We start from the raw sequence: 15240 nt of genomic DNA, 5'->3' as shown, positions 1-15240 counted from the left end.
CGGGCCCTGAACCGGGTGTGGCGTGGTGGGTCAGTTGGCGGCGGCGGCCAGCTGCATGGCCTGCACGGCGACGGTTTCCATGTCGTACGCGGTGTCGGCGTCCAGGGTCTGGGCGGTAGAGGTGACCGCGTGCATCACGCCCCCGGCGGTCAGGTCCGCGCCGCGGATGAAGTGGTTGAGGATCGAGTCCTGCTGCACCTCGGAGAACTTCAGCTTCGCCGCGACGACCTTGAGGGTGGCGTCGACGTCCTGGACCGGCTTGTCGGAGATGGTTTCGAGCTGGCGGACCATCCGGGCCACGTACTCCGGATCCAGGTAGGAACGCACCGCATCCCGGGCCTGAGACGTGATCAGCTCCAGCGACTTGCTCAGGGTTTCGGCTGACCAGCTGACGATGCCCTCGCCGCCGGCGTACCGGGCGCCCAGGTGCGTTCGGCGCAGAACGTTCTGTTCCATGACCATGCCGTTGCGGCACACCCGCACGGTCAGGCGCGGCTCGATACTGAACGCCCCTCCACCGGTCTCGCTGTTGCGCATGATGAACCCGCCCCACACCACCGGCAGCTCACTGCCGGGGCGGGAGTCGAACGGGCTGCGATAGTTGCGCAGGAGGGTCGGGGCCATGGCCTGCACGCCGGGCGCGGTGACGCGCACGTACATGCGCCGCTCGGTCAGGTCGCATCCCTCCACGACCACCTGCGCCCCGGACTGCTTCACCCCTTCCAGGGCCGCGACCAGGACGTCCAGATGGTCGATGCGGGAGTAGGAGTCCGACAGGAACGCTCGCACCGTCCCATCCACCCCGGAGATCAGAGAATCGGTGAGTCCGGCGGCCCGGCTGTTGAAGGGGGCTTCGGTGGCGGTGTTCTGCTGGGGTCGGGTGCGCAGGGCCCGGACGAGGAAGCGCTTGTCGGTGCGGTTGAGCCAGCCGTTGACGTTGGCGTCGAACAGGTCGGGGTGATCGCCGGCGAGGCGGCGCAGGTAGGCCTGCGGGATGGTGAGTTTCTCGGCGAGCTGACCAGTGGCTATCGAGTTGATCGCGTAGGTCCCGGCAGTCATCGTGACTCCGTCGAAGCCGAGCTGCGGGACGGTGTCCCGGAGGATGAGCTGGCCGCCGGAGGCGTGCAGGGCGCCGGTGCCGGCGATTACGTCCAGGGCTCGGGTGGACTGGTCCTTGAGTAGATCTGCCAGGTTTGCGAGGGCCATGTTGCGGGTGGGGTCGTCGAGTTCGGCCCGGGCGATGGTGTTCGCGCTCATGGTGGGGTGCCTCCCGGCGGGTGCTGTGCTCGGGGCCAGCGGGTGGCTGGCCCTCCCCAGGGGGTGGGGATGAGCAGGCAGGCCGGGTGCGGCGGGACAGCCGAGGGTCAAGCCCTGCCCCTGCCGCAATCAGGATGGCCGGGCGCGAAGATCTATGACTCGGGCCGCTTTTGCTCGATCAAGATGTTCGTGCCCGGCCCCTTGCGGCGGCCGAGGGCTTGACCAGCGGCGCGCCGGGCCCGAAACTGCATCGCTCACCCACCCCGGGGAGACAGCACGGGAGACCACGAGCGATTGCACGACGTCCGGCGCGTGGCACGAACGCGCATACAGGGCACCGGCCAGGGCTGCAATGAGTACGTCAGTGAGCGCTACTGTCCGATGGTCCTGACTATTGCTGGGATCGTCCGAGGCCATAGGCTCTTTTGCGCTAGCCGTGTCCTCTGCGATCCGCTGGCGAAATCGGCCGTCTTCCGATCAAAGCTTAGAAGCCGGGTACCGATCGATGTTCCTGATTAAACTTTTGACTTCACGTGCATCGTCGGGATGGCAGGCTACTTCGGTCAAGGCGTTGCGACAAAGTGCGGCATTTACCATCGACCATCTCTGCTTTGTGCTGAGGGTGGCGTTGAATAGTGCCTTATGGGTGTAGCAAGCAAGGAGCCTGCGATGGATGGGGGCCATTACGAGATCTGCATCACCAACCGCCAGGCCAGCCTTGAAGCCGAACCGGTTTTTGTACCGCTGTGCGTGAACCACTGGCTGGTCGGCCAATACGAATCCTGGTAAGTGTGGCGGCGAAGTGACCAGTTGAACTTTCCACTGGCTAAACAGGTTCGGAAGGCTGCGGCGTCCGTGTCGTATGCTGTTCGCAAGAAGGTCCGGGCTATTTAGCAGCTTTCTTGCTTGTTGGGCGATGAGGGATTCGAGTTCGTCGTCGTTCGGTTGTCTACCGTTACTGGCCAGGAAGCGGTGTTCGATCTCGGGATGACTCATGAACTCAGGGACGCAGTTCTCCAGGTACTCACGTGAGACCTGTTCATGGCGGACTGCGTATGACTCGCTGCGTACTAAATGAATTGCGGCAAGAAGGTCTAAGCTAGCCCGTTGCTGATCGGATATTGTCGGTTTCTCGATTAGTCGGATTTGATTGAGGACCTTTTTCTCGTCTCGCGAGAAACGCCGTTCGAGCGAATCGTTCGCGTTGCCGTCGGTTGGCTGAACGGTGAGGAAGTCGGTCTTCCTCCAGTTGGATTCTATGGAACGTCGCGTTTCGACTATATTTCCCGTAAGCGAGTCAAGAATCGTGAGAAACTTGCCGTCAGCAAAATTTGCCTGGTAGCCCTTTGAGACAAGATGCTGGCGGCGACGTAGCGGTTCAGCAGACACCCGGTCAGCATAGGACGCCGGGCGGCTCGTTGCGATGCCAAGTCGAGGCTGACCACAGTCCTCAAGGCGTCGGCGCCGGTGAGTCCCCAGTGGGCATCTCCGAGTGCCTGAGAAACTCAGATCGTAAGGGCCGGTGGGGCCAGTTCACCCGCTCGTGTATCGGCGCGCAAATCCCAGAAACTCTGCGTGTTCGGTTCGAGCCTCCGCCCAACGCCAAGGGTCGTTCGTCGGGGTGGGACGCTCAAGGCACGAGGTGAGCGTCAGGTGATGACGCGCGCGGGAGATGGCGACGAAGAAGACAGCCCGTTCGTCGTCCGGCTTAGCCCAGAACATTTCTTGCTCAATGGCCGGGACGATCACCCGGTCGAACTCCATCCCCTTGGCTTTGTGAATATTCAGCAGCCGCACCGCATTGGTCCCGCGAAACTCACGCAAAGCTGCCGGCAGATTGCCAACGCTGTCAAGTAGTGTTCGCAGTCTTTCGTAGGTCTCCTCCGTCAGCTCGCGCAGGCGCCTGGGTTGCTGGTACTGCGGTGAGAGGGAGACGAGGGCCGCTTCACCGATGAGTTTGAGGAAATCGTCGGTCAAGGATTCCCAGTCCCTGAAGTTCCTATTGTGGATGGTCTGAGTAGCCGATGCGATCGAAGCGCGGATACGTGTGTAGAGGCTTTCGGATTCAGCGGTCCCGGTAAGCCGGTCGAGAGTCAGGTCCATGAGACGTGAATAGGCTGCGGGTTCACGGCTACCGGTAATCACGGTAAGAAAGTCGATGATTATTTGGGCGATGGGTTCGGTGGCCAGATCCTGCAGATCGGTTTCGACTCGATAGGGAATACCCTGTCGGCGAAGGTGGCTACGAAGGTCCTCGGTGTATTCATTGATTTGTTTGCAGGCCAGCACCGCAATCTGTTCGGCGGGCACCTCCTCGTCCCTAATCCAGGAAGCGATGCGGTCGGTGAGGTCACGCGCTTCCGCAGAAGCGGTCGTGTACGAAAGGATGTCGATGATCCCGTCCTGGCCGGGGATGTCGTCGTCTTCGAGAGCTGCCTGAGGTTCCAGGACGCGGACCATCGCGTTCTGCATCCGACGTAGCCGAGGAAGGCTCCGGTGATTGGCGTAAAGATTGAGCGGGGTGGCCTCGAAATCTTCGGCGAATCGCAGGAAGATTCCTTCGAGGGCGCCCGCAAAGCCCATGATCCGTTGTTTAGTATCGCCGACAGCCGTCAGCTGAGTGCCCTGCCCGGCGAATGCCGCTTGGATCAGGCGGTACTGGTTGAGGGTGCAGTCCTGGAACTCATCAAGGAATACGTGGCTGTACGTCTGTTGCACGGCGGTTCGTGCGATAGGGCTGTTGCGCATGATGCTGGTCGCCAACGGGGCCATGTCGTCGAAGGTGATTTGCCGCCCACGGATACGGTCGTTCTTGTCGATCGTGAAATCGGGGTCGAGGGCGTCGATACCGGTCAGAACCGGCCGGAAGGCATGGATGAGCCGGAGAGCGAAGGCATGGAAGGTGAAACTGTCGAGGCGTGCCGTAATCTCGGGTGGGCAGCGCAGACGAACGCGTTGTCGCAGGTTCGCGGCGGCATCTACCTTGAACGAGATGGCCAGGATACGGCGGGGATACCGACTGCTCCCGGTCCTCAGGAGGAAATCCGCTCGCTGAGCCAGGAGTTCGGTCTTACCCGCTCCCGGTCCAGCGGTGATCGCCAGGTTGCCAGCTGTAGCTGTGACCGCAGTCTGCGCGTTCGGTTCCAGATCGATGCCCTCGCTCGGCTGCCACTGCACGATGGGGATCATTCGGGGATCGCCAGCAGCATGCGCCTCACGGCGTCGATTAGCCTGCTCAGCGAAGGGGGCAAATTGGCAAGCAGAGTGACGTCGTCCATGTCAGCCAGCGCGGCGATGTGATGAGTGGGCTTGCTACCCACGTTGAACCGGCTGTGATACGCGGCGAAATAGGACTTCTCCTCCTCAGTGTAGCTGCCGGCCTGACCGGTCTTGCCCAGGACAGACTTGATGTCACCGTCCTCGGGTGGCGCGAGTTCTTCCGGCCGTACCTCGTACGCGCTCCGGAACTGCCGCATCATGACGAAGTCCAGGTCAAGAGGCGCAGAGTAGAAGACCCCCCGCTGCTCGAACCAGGCGATGAATGGCTCCCTGGTATCACGAATGTCCTCTGTCCGAGCTGCCAGTTGATCGACGTTGGCCTGAGTCAGTGAGCCCTTAGCGGGGTGGTGCTCCAAGAGTTGGGCCGCGGCGTACTTCATCCTGCCCCAGCCGCCCTGGTAACGGCCGATGTCGAGGTCCAGGAGCGTGACGTGCGGGATCTCTAGACCATGCAGCAGCCGCCAGAAGTGGTTGACGTGCCGCCCGCCGAGGGGAACGACCGACACGGCGGTCTCGTCGACGCCCAGTCCTGCCGCGCTGAAGCAGCGCGGCAGGACTACTTCCTCGCTGTCGCCTTCGCCGAGCACGACCAACCGCGAAAAGTAGAGCTCGGGATAGGCATGCAGTGCCTCCCGGACGAACTTGTGAGCGGCGTCAGATTTTTCGGGCATGATGATTGTCTTGACGACGGTGCGGCGATCAGCATCCAGACGCAGGTAGCGGATTTGCTCCGGCTCTACCCTACGGACCAGCGCAGGCGTGTGCGTCGCGACGACGGCCTGGCCATCGCTAGCCGCTGCCATGACTCTCAACGACTTCAGGACTCTGCCCAGATAGTGCGGAGCAAGGCTATTTTCGGGTTCCTCAACGGCGAGCAGAGTGAACACCGGAGGATTAAGACGGTCGACGTCTAGGGAGGCCACTTTCCCGACCATCGCGTCACGGCCAAGCTGATGCCAGGTTAAGACCAACGACAAGTAGAGCAGAGACTGCTGACCATCACTGAGCAGCGAAAAATCAACGGCAGCGTCGCTGTGGGCTGGCGTGAAGCTCAAGGTGACATGCCGCAGGATGTCTTCGAGGTCGCTACTGATGAACGACAGGTTGGGTTGCTGCAAGAACGAGCCGGTGTGCAGACCTTGCCAGTGGCCGGTGAGGGCAGCTCCGATGTCGAAGGCCGCAGGGTTCGAGGCCAGAGCATCGCTGATCTGCTGGCCCAGGTCTTCGACGGTCTGACGCTCGGTATTCCAGTGCGCGGCGCGCAGCAGCTTGCCCAGCATGGTGTGCGCAGCATAGGAGACGTGATCGGCCGGATCGCGCCGGGCCGGTAGGTAATGCACCTGAATCAGAGCCCGGTCGTAGCGGTTGACGATCGCCGTCTCGACCGGCTCATCATCACCGTCCACCCTGAGGACATGCACCAACTCGTCGCTGACGTCACCGTCCTCATGCAGCTTGGCTGTCAGACGGAACCTAACGACCGGAACACCGTCGGCTCGGTCAAGGCGCATATGCGCGAAGTGAGGTGGGACGGCGGGATCGTTGATCTCAGCCCCTTCACCCTGGACCTCGCTCTGGCCGTGGTCCGCAGCGGACTCCGGCGGCGTCTGCTGAATGGTCGTAGCAACGTCGTCTTGGTCCTGCTGGCTCCCATTCTGGGTATTGACTGCCAACTCCGGGAAGGTGAACTCGGCCTCCACCCAGAACGTCCGTTCCTGTGCGGTTGGCGTCTCTCCTGGTTCGATGTGGAAGTCCGCGGCGGTGATGCGCCGCGCGGCGGGGACACTGCCGAACATCCGGGTCAGGGCATGCAGCAGAGATGTTTTGCCCGCACCGTTGGGCCCGAGGAGGAACGTCACCCTGTCGAAACTGGTTTCAACTGGAACGGATCCCACAGAACGAAATCCGCTCAAGCGCAACCGTGTCAGCCGCATTGCTCCTCAGTCCTTCGTGATCAGGGGCTCGCCTGGCGAAGCCTTTGAGCCTGCGGCCGGCGTCCAGGTGCCTCGGTGATGAAAGGTGAGGATCAGGCTATGCCTCGTCCAAGTCAGCCACGCCCGTCCAGGGAGCGATTGCCCGAAGTAGCGACATCCATTGAGTGGCGGTGGCTGGGCTTGGCGTACGCATGACGGCTTGGGCAGTTGTGCGGTGGAGAGTTTACGGGGTGGTGCCGGAGGGGTTGCCCAGTCGGGAACGCACGCGCTCAACGGTGCGACTGATCTGTTCGGGTGTCCCATTGACTGCGTTGTCCAAGTCGTCAAGTAGGTCGGTGACCTGGGTGCGCATGGTGTGGGTGAATGCTTCGATTTGCGCTTCGTACTGGGCGGCTAGGTGCGCGGCTCCTTCGCGGAGGACCGCCCGTGCCTGCGCGGAAAGGGCCTGCTCGGTGACCTGCCCGGGCTTGGCGTGCTCCAGTGCGTAGGCGTAGTACAGATGTTCCTGGGTGCCCGGCAGCGGTTGCTCGCCAATGATCCAGCGCCGGGCCTGTTCGGGGTCCTGGATGCGCATGGTCGCGGTGAGGGCCAGGACCGTGCCCGTGCCGTGTTGGCCGGCCGCCGCGGCCGGTGGGGTCAGGAGCTGGGCCGGTGGAACGTCCAGGGCCAGAGCGAAGGCCAGGAGTTCATCGACGCTGATGCCGCGCCGGTGGGTTTCGATGCTGGCGATCACGTGCGGGGTGATCGATGGGGCCCCCAGCACAGAGCAGCGCTGGGCCAGCGCCGCCGCGCTCAGTCCCCGGTCCTTGCGTAACTGGCGGATCCGGCCAGCCGTGACCTCGGTGGCCCGTGCAGCGGAAGCTGTCCCCGCGGTCCGAGTGGCGCCTTTCGAGGGGTAACGTCCAGATTCACTTTCTGTCATATTCACAGATTATCCGACAACTGTTGACGCGTCCATTTCGGCGAAGCACGATCCATCCATCAGCACATTCACGGCAAACAACTTGTGAATATCGCAGAACAAGTGATGGAGGACGTGACGTGGCGGGTGACGTGGTGACAGCGGAGCGGTTGTGGACGCATGAGGAAACGGCGCAGTTCTTGCACGTGTCGGTGTGGCGGTTGCACCACCTGGTGACGGCGCAGGCGGGTCCGGCCCGCTACTGGGTGGGTAGCCAGCGGCGGTATGACCCGGTGGAGGTGCGGGCCTGGTTGCGCCAGCAGAAGACGGAGGCGCCCACCGCGCCGTCCTCCTCGCCGCGCTCGGTCAAGCCCGCGCAGGCCGAACTGTCCGGGGGGTCCGAGCCGTCGACGCAGACGCGCAAGGCAACGTCGGGGCGCCACGCCCGTAGCCGGCACGTTCAGGACTCGGTGGCCGACCTTCCGGGGCAGGTCAGCCGATGACGCGCAGAGAGTTCAGGACCGGGCAGGGTGCGCGACCGACAAAACGCGCGGCAAGCGGTGCGGGCCGGGCGGAGGTGGTGTGGACGGTGGAGAAGGTGCGGGCGCTGGGGCTGACGACGGATGTGGCGACGGCGGCCAGCATTTTGGGGTTCGGCCGGACGCTGGCGTTCGACCTGTTGCGTACCGACGACTTCCCGGTGCCTGTGCTGCGGGTCGGGCGCAAGCTGCGGGTGCCTGTCCCGGGCCTGCTCGCCCGGCTGGGAGCCGATCAATCCCCTACCGAACGGCCGCACCAGGCACCCGCCAACCGCAAGGCGGGTGTGCGGCGCCGGGCCGGCTCGGCGGGGTTGGCCGGGTCGGGTGGTTCGGGCGCGGCTGGGCGGTGGCGGTGAGCACGTGGCGCTCGAGCCGGCAGGTAGCCCGGCTGATGGTCTTCCAGTTCATGCTGGTGGCTACGCCCGCGGTCATGGCGTTCGCACGGTGGTGGCTGGCCTTGCTTCTGGCGGCCCGCGGCCCTGGGTTCTCCGGCCCTGAATCCGGTCAGAATATCGCTGCGAGTTCCTATCGTGTGTGCGATTTTTCAGGTGACGCGGCGCATGCCGGTGATGCTGCTTTTCCAGCTGGAAAGCTGGCTGATCTTCACCACGTCTCCCGTTTTCGGTGCGTGGACGATGAGGCCCTGGCCCATGTAGAGGCCGACATGGCCGGGCATGAAGATCAGGTCCCCGGCCTGAAGTGCGTTCGTGCTGTACACGGGTGTGCCGGAGTGGATCTGCTCGGATGTGGTGCGGGGCAGGCTGATCCCGGCATGGCGGTAGCTCTGCTGGACCAGGGAGGAGCAGTCACAGCGCTTGGACGCGATGCCGGAGTGGGGGTCGGTGCAGGTGCCGCCCCACTGATAGGGGGTACCCAGCTGCTGCAACGCCCAGGCGATCGCGGTAACGACGCTGGCCGGGGTCCCGGAGGGCAGGGTGTATCCGTCGGGCAGCGCGCCGGCCAGGTCGCCGGGGACGCCGGGGTCGGTGTCCATACCGGTGCACACGATGGTGCCGCTGGATTGCCCGAAGGACTGCACCAGCGTGGTGGCCACGGGCTCCCACTGGGCGTAAGCCTCGGGGTGACCGGAGACCTGGACGGCCTGGGCAGCTTGGGTCAGGGGCATCGATTCCCAGCCGGCGATGTCGAGCAACCCGCGCTGGCCGCCCTGGCCGCCGGTGTAGAACATGCGCGCTGCCGAGGTCGGGTCCGTGCGGACGGGTGCGTCGGCCCAGGGCGCGCGTTGCTGGAAGAGCCCAAGGGAGTCGCGGTCGCCGTAGGTCAGGTTACGCAGGCGCGACTCCTGGATGGCGGTCGCAATCGCGATGACCTGCCCCCGGCCGGACACACCTAAGGACACCCCGACCGCGGAGATGATCTGCGCGTTGGCCAGCTGCTGGGCATCCAAAGGTTGCCCGTCCACGGTGGTCTCGACCGAACCCGGGCTGCCGGTGCTGGTGCAGATTCCGGCACTGGCTGAGGCCGGCTCCAGCGCCCCGGCGCCCACGGCCCCCACCACCACGGCCAAGGTCATCACCACCGGAGCGGCCACCGCCCCCAAGGCAGCCCGCGAAAGGCTCACTGAGACCGGCCCCTCACGAGCGCATCACCGGTTCTTGGCCGGTGCCGCGGTATCCCGGGGGTAGGGACTGCCGGAGGGTGTGAGCCGGTAGCGATGCGGGGCCGGTGGGCGAACGGCGGCGGGATCATGCGCGCGGATTCCTTCGTCAGGGTGTGCGTGCTGCCCGTGGACGTTTCTCAACGGCGGCCATGCCGGGACTCCGTCACGGGAGGGACGGCCCATGCCTGAGACGACAGACGGGCTACAGGACCCGAGGCTCTCAACCGGACGCCCCCACCGACACGAAACGCGCCACGATTCGCCCGCCCAGACCGCAAAAACTACCAAGAGTGATAACAGAAGTTTCCTAGGTGAACCTTCGGTCCACTCCCAGGGTGACGCGGGCTAGGCCATTCGTGGCAATGGTTGCTGGGGCAGCAAAACCATCGGAATCCACTGTGGCGCTGCTTATCCGAGCACAAGAGGCCGGATTTCGTTGAGCGTTACATCAGCCCTACTCCCGCCGGGTGAACCTCCTGTGTGATGGGAGCTCACTTCGGTGAATCCCGTATCCGACACCCGTAGGTGTCACTTACGGTCACATCAGCGGTCGGTGATGACCGCTTGATCTCTCCCGCTCTTGCTGCGCCGGATCCGGTCTCGGGTCACGGGCACGCAGGGCATCTACCCGACCTTCTCGGGCATTTACTTGGACAGGAGTCCTTCATGTCGCACGACCTGTTGTTGGCAGCGGCCCACGCGGCGGCGAACATCCCCAACCCCGCCCCGCTGGACCCCACGTCCGGCTCCAACGGCGTCAGCTTGCTGATGTCGTACCTGAAGTGGGGCGTTCTGATTGCCTGCGGTGTGACGTGCCTGGCCTCGGGCGGGCTGATGGCCACCGGGTCGCTGTCCAACCGCCCCGACCACGTTGACAAGGGCAAGCGGGCCTTCTTGTGGGGCCTGGGCGGCGTCCTGGCTGCGGTCGTGGCGATCCCCATGGTGAACACCGTGTTCAGCGCGGCGAGCTGACCTGATGTCCTGGCCCGCCCTCGGCGCACCCCGCCGCTCGACCGCCGTGCGGGGTAATGACTTCCTGCACCCGTCCCGGCGACAGCGCTCATGGATCGCAGTTCTGGTGGTGCTGGTCACTGCGGTGGCCGGCGTCGCCGCCGGTGCGGCGTTCACTCACCACAGCGCCACGGCCCAACAGGCAGCATTCACGGGAACGGAAGGGTCGGTGGGGCCAGCATCCAAGGCGCTGCCTTCCGGGCCGCTCTCGTCCTCCGACGCCACAGCGCAGAACTCACAGCAGGACGAAAGGGTCTCGGCGCTGACGCTGGTCGCGGGAAAAAGCTTGCGCAACGGCGTTTCCGTCGGCTACCCCCGCACGCTGGAAGGGGCGGTCTCAGCCGGCACCGAATACGCCACCCAGCTGGGGTCACTCGACCCCGACCGCAAGGCCATCGTCGGTGAGATCGTGTCCGATCCTGATTGGTCCGATGCAGCAGAGTTCTTCGCCGAGGGCGGCCAGGCATCGCGTAGGGACCTGGGTCTGCCGCCTACGGGGCCGTTGCCCTCGGGTAGTTCTCTGCAGGTGACTCCGCAGCAGTTCCAGGTCCGCGACGCCAGCGTCCCGGGCGAGGTGACCTTGCTGTACCTGTGCTACTTGGTGATCACCACCCAGCAGCGGGGCACCACCTCGAACGTGATCGTGATGCCTCTGACGCTGGGCTGGCAGCAGGGCGACTGGAAGATCAAACACGTCGTGGAAGAACCTCCTTCATCTCTGCGCCCCCTGCTCGCCACCCCCTACAGCTCTCGGGCTACCAGCCTGGGCTGGCGTGAAATGCGGCAGTGACAGCGCATTTGGCCGTCGCTACCACGCGGTGCAGGGCCGCCGATCTGGGCCAGCGCCCAAGACCCCACGCATTCGGCTCCCACCCATGACTTTCGTACACGACCTCGAACACAAGGATCATCGTGCCCTGCGCTGAGAATGTAATCGGATGTGCTGCTGATGCGGCCGGAGGGCTCGCCGGAGACATCGCCGGCGGCCTCGCCGGTGGTATCGCGACCTCGGCGTGGGAATCGGTCTGCCAATCCTTCGCCGAAGCCGCCACCACGTTGCTGAAGGCGTTCGCGAAAGCGTTCGCGGCGTTCCCGGACGTGAACCCGCTCTCGGACGGCGTCAAGGGTGTGTACGCGATTAGCCTCGGCATCGCGATCGTGGTGGGCGGTGCCCTGTTCCTGTGGCAGGTCGCCCGCACCGTCATCACCCACGAAGGCGCACCGTTCGCCTACGCCCTGGTGGGCCTGGGCAAAGCACTGCTGGCGTTCCTGGCCACGCTGACGGTGACCTCGGCCGCGGTGATGGCCTCCAACGACCTGACCGACTGGATCATCAACGCCAGCTTCGAAGACATCGACGGCCTCCAGGAAAAGATTGCGACCGTCTTCACCTTCGAAGGACCGGGCCAGTCAGCTTCTTTGGTGCTGATCCTGGCGCTGATCGGGATCATCCTGACGCTCGTGCTGTGGTTCGAGTTGCTGCTGTCGAGCGCGGCAGTCGCGGTCCTGATCGGCACCTCACCGATCGCCGCATCGGGGCAGATCAGCGAGGCCACCAAAGCGTGGTGGCCCAAGCTGGTCTCGGCCACCATCCAGCTGATCCTCCTCAAACCCGTCATCGCGCTGGTCTTTGCGGTCGGGTTCGGGGTCACGGGCGAGGCCGATGACCTGGGGACGCTGCTGGCCGGGATGATGATTCTGCTGCTGTCGGTCCTGGCCTGGCCGGCGATCGCCCGGTTCTTCACCTTCGCCCAGGTCAGCGTCGGCGGCGGCGCCGGACTCGCGGCGGCCCTGGGCGTGGCCGCTGGACGTTCGGGAGACCTGGCCGGTGCCACCGCCGGGGTGGCCCCCGATCAGTTCGCCCGGACCAGCGAAGCCCGCACGATGTCCGCCGTCAACGCCCGCTCCGGCGGCCACGGCGGCAGTGGTGGCGGTGGCAAGGCGGCATCCGGTGGTGCTGCCGGCGGCGCGGCGGGTGGTGGGTTGTCTCTGGCCAGTGCAGGACTGGGTCTGGCGCAGCGGGCGGCCAACAGCCTGGTCGGGAGGATGGAGCAGACCGCTTCCCATGCCGGTCTGGACCGGGCCAACCCGCACCCAGCGGTGGCCGGCTACCCAGGCCACGCCGCACGCTGGCCCGGCGCACAGGGCGGCGACAACGAAGACCTGGACTGGATGAACGCTTCTGACAGGGGCCAGGACAACGGCAACCACACCGGCGCCCCTGGTGCACCCGACCCCGCAGGCCCTACAGGCCCTGCCGGCTCGGGAGCGGGTATCAACTCGGCGAACGCACCGGCGCCTCAGGCGCCGATGCTCGACGCATCCGGCAGTACCGGCGGCATCGGCAGTACTGAGGCAAGCCCCGTACTTGGCCCGCTCGATGAGGCCAACGCCAGCAGCCAGGCCACGTCATCAGCGCAGCCGGCGCCAACTGATCTACAGGCCGACGCCAGCCCGATGACATCAAGCCCGGAGATCTCGCCTGATCAGGGTGAGCTGTTCACCTACCCGCTCGCAGCCGCCGACGGAAGCGACGCAGCGACACGCACCTCGCAGACAACACCGGTCAGCAACGAAAGCCCCCACTCGGAAACAGGATCTGCACAACCACCTGCGCCGCACGCAGCTAGCAGTACGGCTACAAGCTCCGCCGCAACCAGCACCACCGCGAGCAACCCCACCAGCAGCTCGCCCGCCATCGGGAGCGAATCGCCGGCCAGCCCTCAGGCAGCGGCTCAGCCGACGATGTCGCAGCGAGGCCCAGCCGCGGTCAACCCGGGGTCGGGGCAGGGCGGCAGCGGTTCGCAGGTTGCGCCGAGCCCTCCGAGCGTCGGGAACGGTCCTGGCTCCCTCGGCAGCAGTAGTGGAAACCCAAGCATCAGTGACAGTTCTGGTCCCGGCTCTTCCGGGGACAGCACGAACGAGAGTGAACAGGGACGATGAGCAGTCAGACCGTGACCGGTGAGCCGGTGAAGTACCGCACCTACCTGGGCTGGCAGCCCGAGAAGGTCGCGTTCATGTTCGGCCTGTCCGGGCAGCGGGTCGCGCTGATCGTGGCCGCGGTCCTGGCCGGGATCTGGCCCCTGGCCGCCTCCCGCATCGCCCTGGCCCCCATCGCCTGGCCCATCGCGCTGATCCTGGCCGGGCTGGCGTTCCTGCGGATCGCCGGGCGCACCGTCGACGAATGGGTTTCCGCGTTCACGTCCTATCACTTGCTGCGCCTGCGCAACCAGCACCGCTTCGTCTCCGCCGCCTTCACCCCCCTCGCCCGCACCGCCGACGAACCCGCCACGAACGATGATGCCCCCGACGTGGAAACCGACGCCACCGACAGCACCAATGACGACGGTGACTCGAACGCCCCGGAGGGGGCAGGCGGAGAATCTGAGAGCGGCTGGCGTCGTTTCGTGACCCGGCGCCCAGCGCCGATGGACCTGCCGGGAATCCTGGCGCCCCTGACGATCCTGGACGCAACCATGGGCGCCACCGCTGCCGGAGCCATGCAGGCCGGCGATGACGCCCTGGCGGTCGCCTACCACCGCATCGACCGCACCTACACCGCCGTAGCCCGGGTGACCTACCCCGGCATCGGGCTGGTGGACTCCGAACGCCGCGAAGCCCGCGTCAACGGCTGGGGCGCCCTGCTGTCGGGGCTGTGCACCGAAGGCCAGCTGATCGTGCGGGTCCAGGCCCTGCAACGGATGAGCCCCGCCTCGGGGGCTGCATTGCGGCGCTGGCACACCGACCACCTCGGCGTCGGCGCCCCGGACCTGGCCCGCGAGATCACCACCGGCCTGCTCGCCACCGCCGGTGTCACCACCAGCCAGCGAGAAGCGTTCCTGGCCTTCACCATGGACTCCCGCCGCGCCGCCTCTGCGATCAAGGCTGCCGGCGGCGGAACCGCCGGAGCGGTGAAGGTCCTGACCCGTCAGCTGCGGGCCCTGTCCTCATCCGTGGCCGGCGCCGACGTACAGATCGAATCCTGGCTCGGTCCGCGTGATCTGGCCGAAGTAATCCGGACTGCCTACGACCCGCACGCTGCCCGGTCCTTGGCCGAACGCCGCGCCATCACCCACACCAGCGGTACCGGTACGGTAAACGGTGGGGTGTTGGCTGCCGGGGTCGCCCCGGCGGTGGCCGGTCCTTCCGCTGCTGAGGCGCTGCCGGGCTCCTACCGCCATGACGGCGGGTATTCGGCCACGTTCTGGGTGCACGACTGGCCCCGCTCCCAGGTGTTCTCCACCGCCTTGGCCCCGCTGCTGGGCGAATCCACGCACCGGCGGGCGTTCTCCCTGCACATTGAACCGCTGGGCCCCCGTTCAGCGGAGCGGGAGGTGATGCGCGAGCGGACCGCGCGCAGTGTCGCGGTGCGGATGCGTCAGCGCACCGGGCAGATCGTTCCCGAACACGAGCAGGCCGCCCTGGACCGGGCCCGCGCCCAGGACATGGACCGCGCCGCCGGCCACGGCCTGGTCCGCTTCACCGGCTACGTCACCGTCACCGTCACCGAGGAACGACTCCTGGAAGATGCCTGCGCCGAGCTCGAAGCCGACGCCGCCGCAGCGCGAATCGAGTTGCGGCGCATGTGGTACGCGCAGGACGTCGGGTTCTCCATGTCCGCTCTGCCGCTGGGATTCGGCCTGCCCCGCAAGCGCTGGTAGAGGCCGAACGTTTCATCACCCCCCGCATTCCATCAGC

The 15240-nt window shown here is 65.7% G+C and carries 12 protein-coding genes; 6 read left to right on the top strand and 6 right to left on the bottom strand.

Annotated features, from left to right (window positions below; all coding sequences use genetic code 11):
- Positions 1 to 30: 30 nt before the first annotated feature.
- The 5 genes from QSK05_RS33205 to QSK05_RS33185 all read right to left on the bottom strand — a co-directional run bounded on the left by QSK05_RS33205 (position 31) and on the right by QSK05_RS33185 (position 7392).
- Positions 31 to 1257, bottom strand: coding sequence for a hypothetical protein (locus tag QSK05_RS33205; RefSeq protein WP_285601369.1), 1227 nt, complete (start codon positions 1255 to 1257; stop codon positions 31 to 33).
- A gap of 477 nt (positions 1258 to 1734) precedes the next feature.
- Positions 1735 to 2646: a DUF4238 domain-containing protein gene (locus QSK05_RS33200; protein WP_285601368.1), complete on the bottom strand. Its 912-nt coding sequence runs from the start codon at positions 2644 to 2646 to the stop codon at positions 1735 to 1737.
- A gap of 144 nt (positions 2647 to 2790) precedes the next feature.
- Positions 2791 to 4434 (bottom strand): UvrD-helicase domain-containing protein, encoded by a 1644-nt coding sequence (locus QSK05_RS33195; RefSeq protein WP_285601367.1) that lies wholly within the window; start codon positions 4432 to 4434, stop codon positions 2791 to 2793.
- A gap of 8 nt (positions 4435 to 4442) precedes the next feature.
- A complete protein-coding gene (locus tag QSK05_RS33190; protein WP_285601366.1) occupies positions 4443 to 6470 on the bottom strand; it encodes an ATP-dependent nuclease in 2028 nt (675 codons plus the stop codon).
- A 223-nt stretch (positions 6471 to 6693) separates the two neighbouring features.
- Positions 6694 to 7392: a helix-turn-helix domain-containing protein gene (locus QSK05_RS33185; RefSeq protein ID WP_285601365.1), complete on the bottom strand. Its 699-nt coding sequence runs from the start codon at positions 7390 to 7392 to the stop codon at positions 6694 to 6696.
- Positions 7393 to 7511: 119 nt separating this feature from the next.
- On the opposite strand from QSK05_RS33185, the gene QSK05_RS33180 reads away from it, so the two are divergent.
- Entirely contained in the window at positions 7512 to 7874 is a 363-nt protein-coding gene (locus QSK05_RS33180) for a helix-turn-helix domain-containing protein (RefSeq protein ID WP_285601364.1), read from the top strand.
- Positions 7871 to 8266 carry a hypothetical protein gene (locus QSK05_RS33175; RefSeq protein ID WP_285601363.1) on the top strand — a complete coding sequence of 132 codons (396 nt, stop codon included), beginning with the start codon at positions 7871 to 7873 and terminating at the stop codon, positions 8264 to 8266. The genes QSK05_RS33180 and QSK05_RS33175 overlap by 4 nt, the downstream gene beginning before the upstream one ends.
- Positions 8267 to 8454: 188 nt before the next feature.
- Here QSK05_RS33175 and QSK05_RS33170 read toward each other — a convergent pair whose 3' ends face one another.
- A complete protein-coding gene (locus tag QSK05_RS33170; protein WP_502879864.1) occupies positions 8455 to 9444 on the bottom strand; it encodes a C40 family peptidase in 990 nt (329 codons plus the stop codon).
- Positions 9445 to 10197: 753 nt separating this feature from the next.
- Between QSK05_RS33170 and QSK05_RS33165 the strand changes: the two genes are divergently transcribed.
- The 4 genes from QSK05_RS33165 (at position 10198) to QSK05_RS33150 (ending at position 15203) form a co-directional block, all read left to right on the top strand.
- Entirely contained in the window at positions 10198 to 10503 is a 306-nt protein-coding gene (locus QSK05_RS33165; protein ID WP_285601361.1) for a hypothetical protein, read from the top strand.
- 4 nt (positions 10504 to 10507) lie between these two features.
- On the top strand, positions 10508 to 11332 hold the full coding sequence (locus QSK05_RS33160; protein WP_285601360.1) for a DUF8175 domain-containg protein: 825 nt from the start codon (positions 10508 to 10510) through the stop codon (positions 11330 to 11332).
- Positions 11333 to 11454: 122 nt separating this feature from the next.
- Entirely contained in the window at positions 11455 to 13485 is a 2031-nt protein-coding gene (locus tag QSK05_RS33155) for a hypothetical protein (RefSeq protein ID WP_285601359.1), read from the top strand.
- Entirely contained in the window at positions 13482 to 15203 is a 1722-nt protein-coding gene (locus QSK05_RS33150; protein WP_285601358.1) for an SCO6880 family protein, read from the top strand. The genes QSK05_RS33155 and QSK05_RS33150 overlap by 4 nt, the downstream gene beginning before the upstream one ends.
- The last annotated feature ends 37 nt before the right edge of the window (positions 15204 to 15240 follow it).

This window comes from Kineosporia sp. NBRC 101731 (genome assembly GCF_030269305.1).
GTDB lineage: Bacteria > Actinomycetota > Actinomycetes > Actinomycetales > Kineosporiaceae > Kineosporia.
This window is presented reverse-complemented; position numbering and strand designations above follow the sequence as displayed.

What these genes read in the sequence shown, in the direction of transcription:
- QSK05_RS33205 (WP_285601369.1), bottom strand. Translation starts at nt 1,257, where the DNA reads ATGAGCGCGAACACCATCGCCCGGGCCGAACTCGACGACCCCACCCGC.
- QSK05_RS33190 (WP_285601366.1), bottom strand. Translation starts at nt 6,470, where the DNA reads ATGCGGCTGACACGGTTGCGCTTGAGCGGATTTCGTTCTGTGGGATCC.
- QSK05_RS33185 (WP_285601365.1), bottom strand. Translation starts at nt 7,392, where the DNA reads ATGACAGAAAGTGAATCTGGACGTTACCCCTCGAAAGGCGCCACTCGG.
- QSK05_RS33175 (WP_285601363.1), top strand. Translation starts at nt 7,871, where the DNA reads ATGACGCGCAGAGAGTTCAGGACCGGGCAGGGTGCGCGACCGACAAAA.
- QSK05_RS33170 (WP_502879864.1), bottom strand. Translation starts at nt 9,444, where the DNA reads ATGACCTTGGCCGTGGTGGTGGGGGCCGTGGGCGCCGGGGCGCTGGAG.
- QSK05_RS33165 (WP_285601361.1), top strand. Translation starts at nt 10,198, where the DNA reads ATGTCGCACGACCTGTTGTTGGCAGCGGCCCACGCGGCGGCGAACATC.
- QSK05_RS33160 (WP_285601360.1), top strand. Translation starts at nt 10,508, where the DNA reads ATGTCCTGGCCCGCCCTCGGCGCACCCCGCCGCTCGACCGCCGTGCGG.
- QSK05_RS33150 (WP_285601358.1), top strand. Translation starts at nt 13,482, where the DNA reads ATGAGCAGTCAGACCGTGACCGGTGAGCCGGTGAAGTACCGCACCTAC.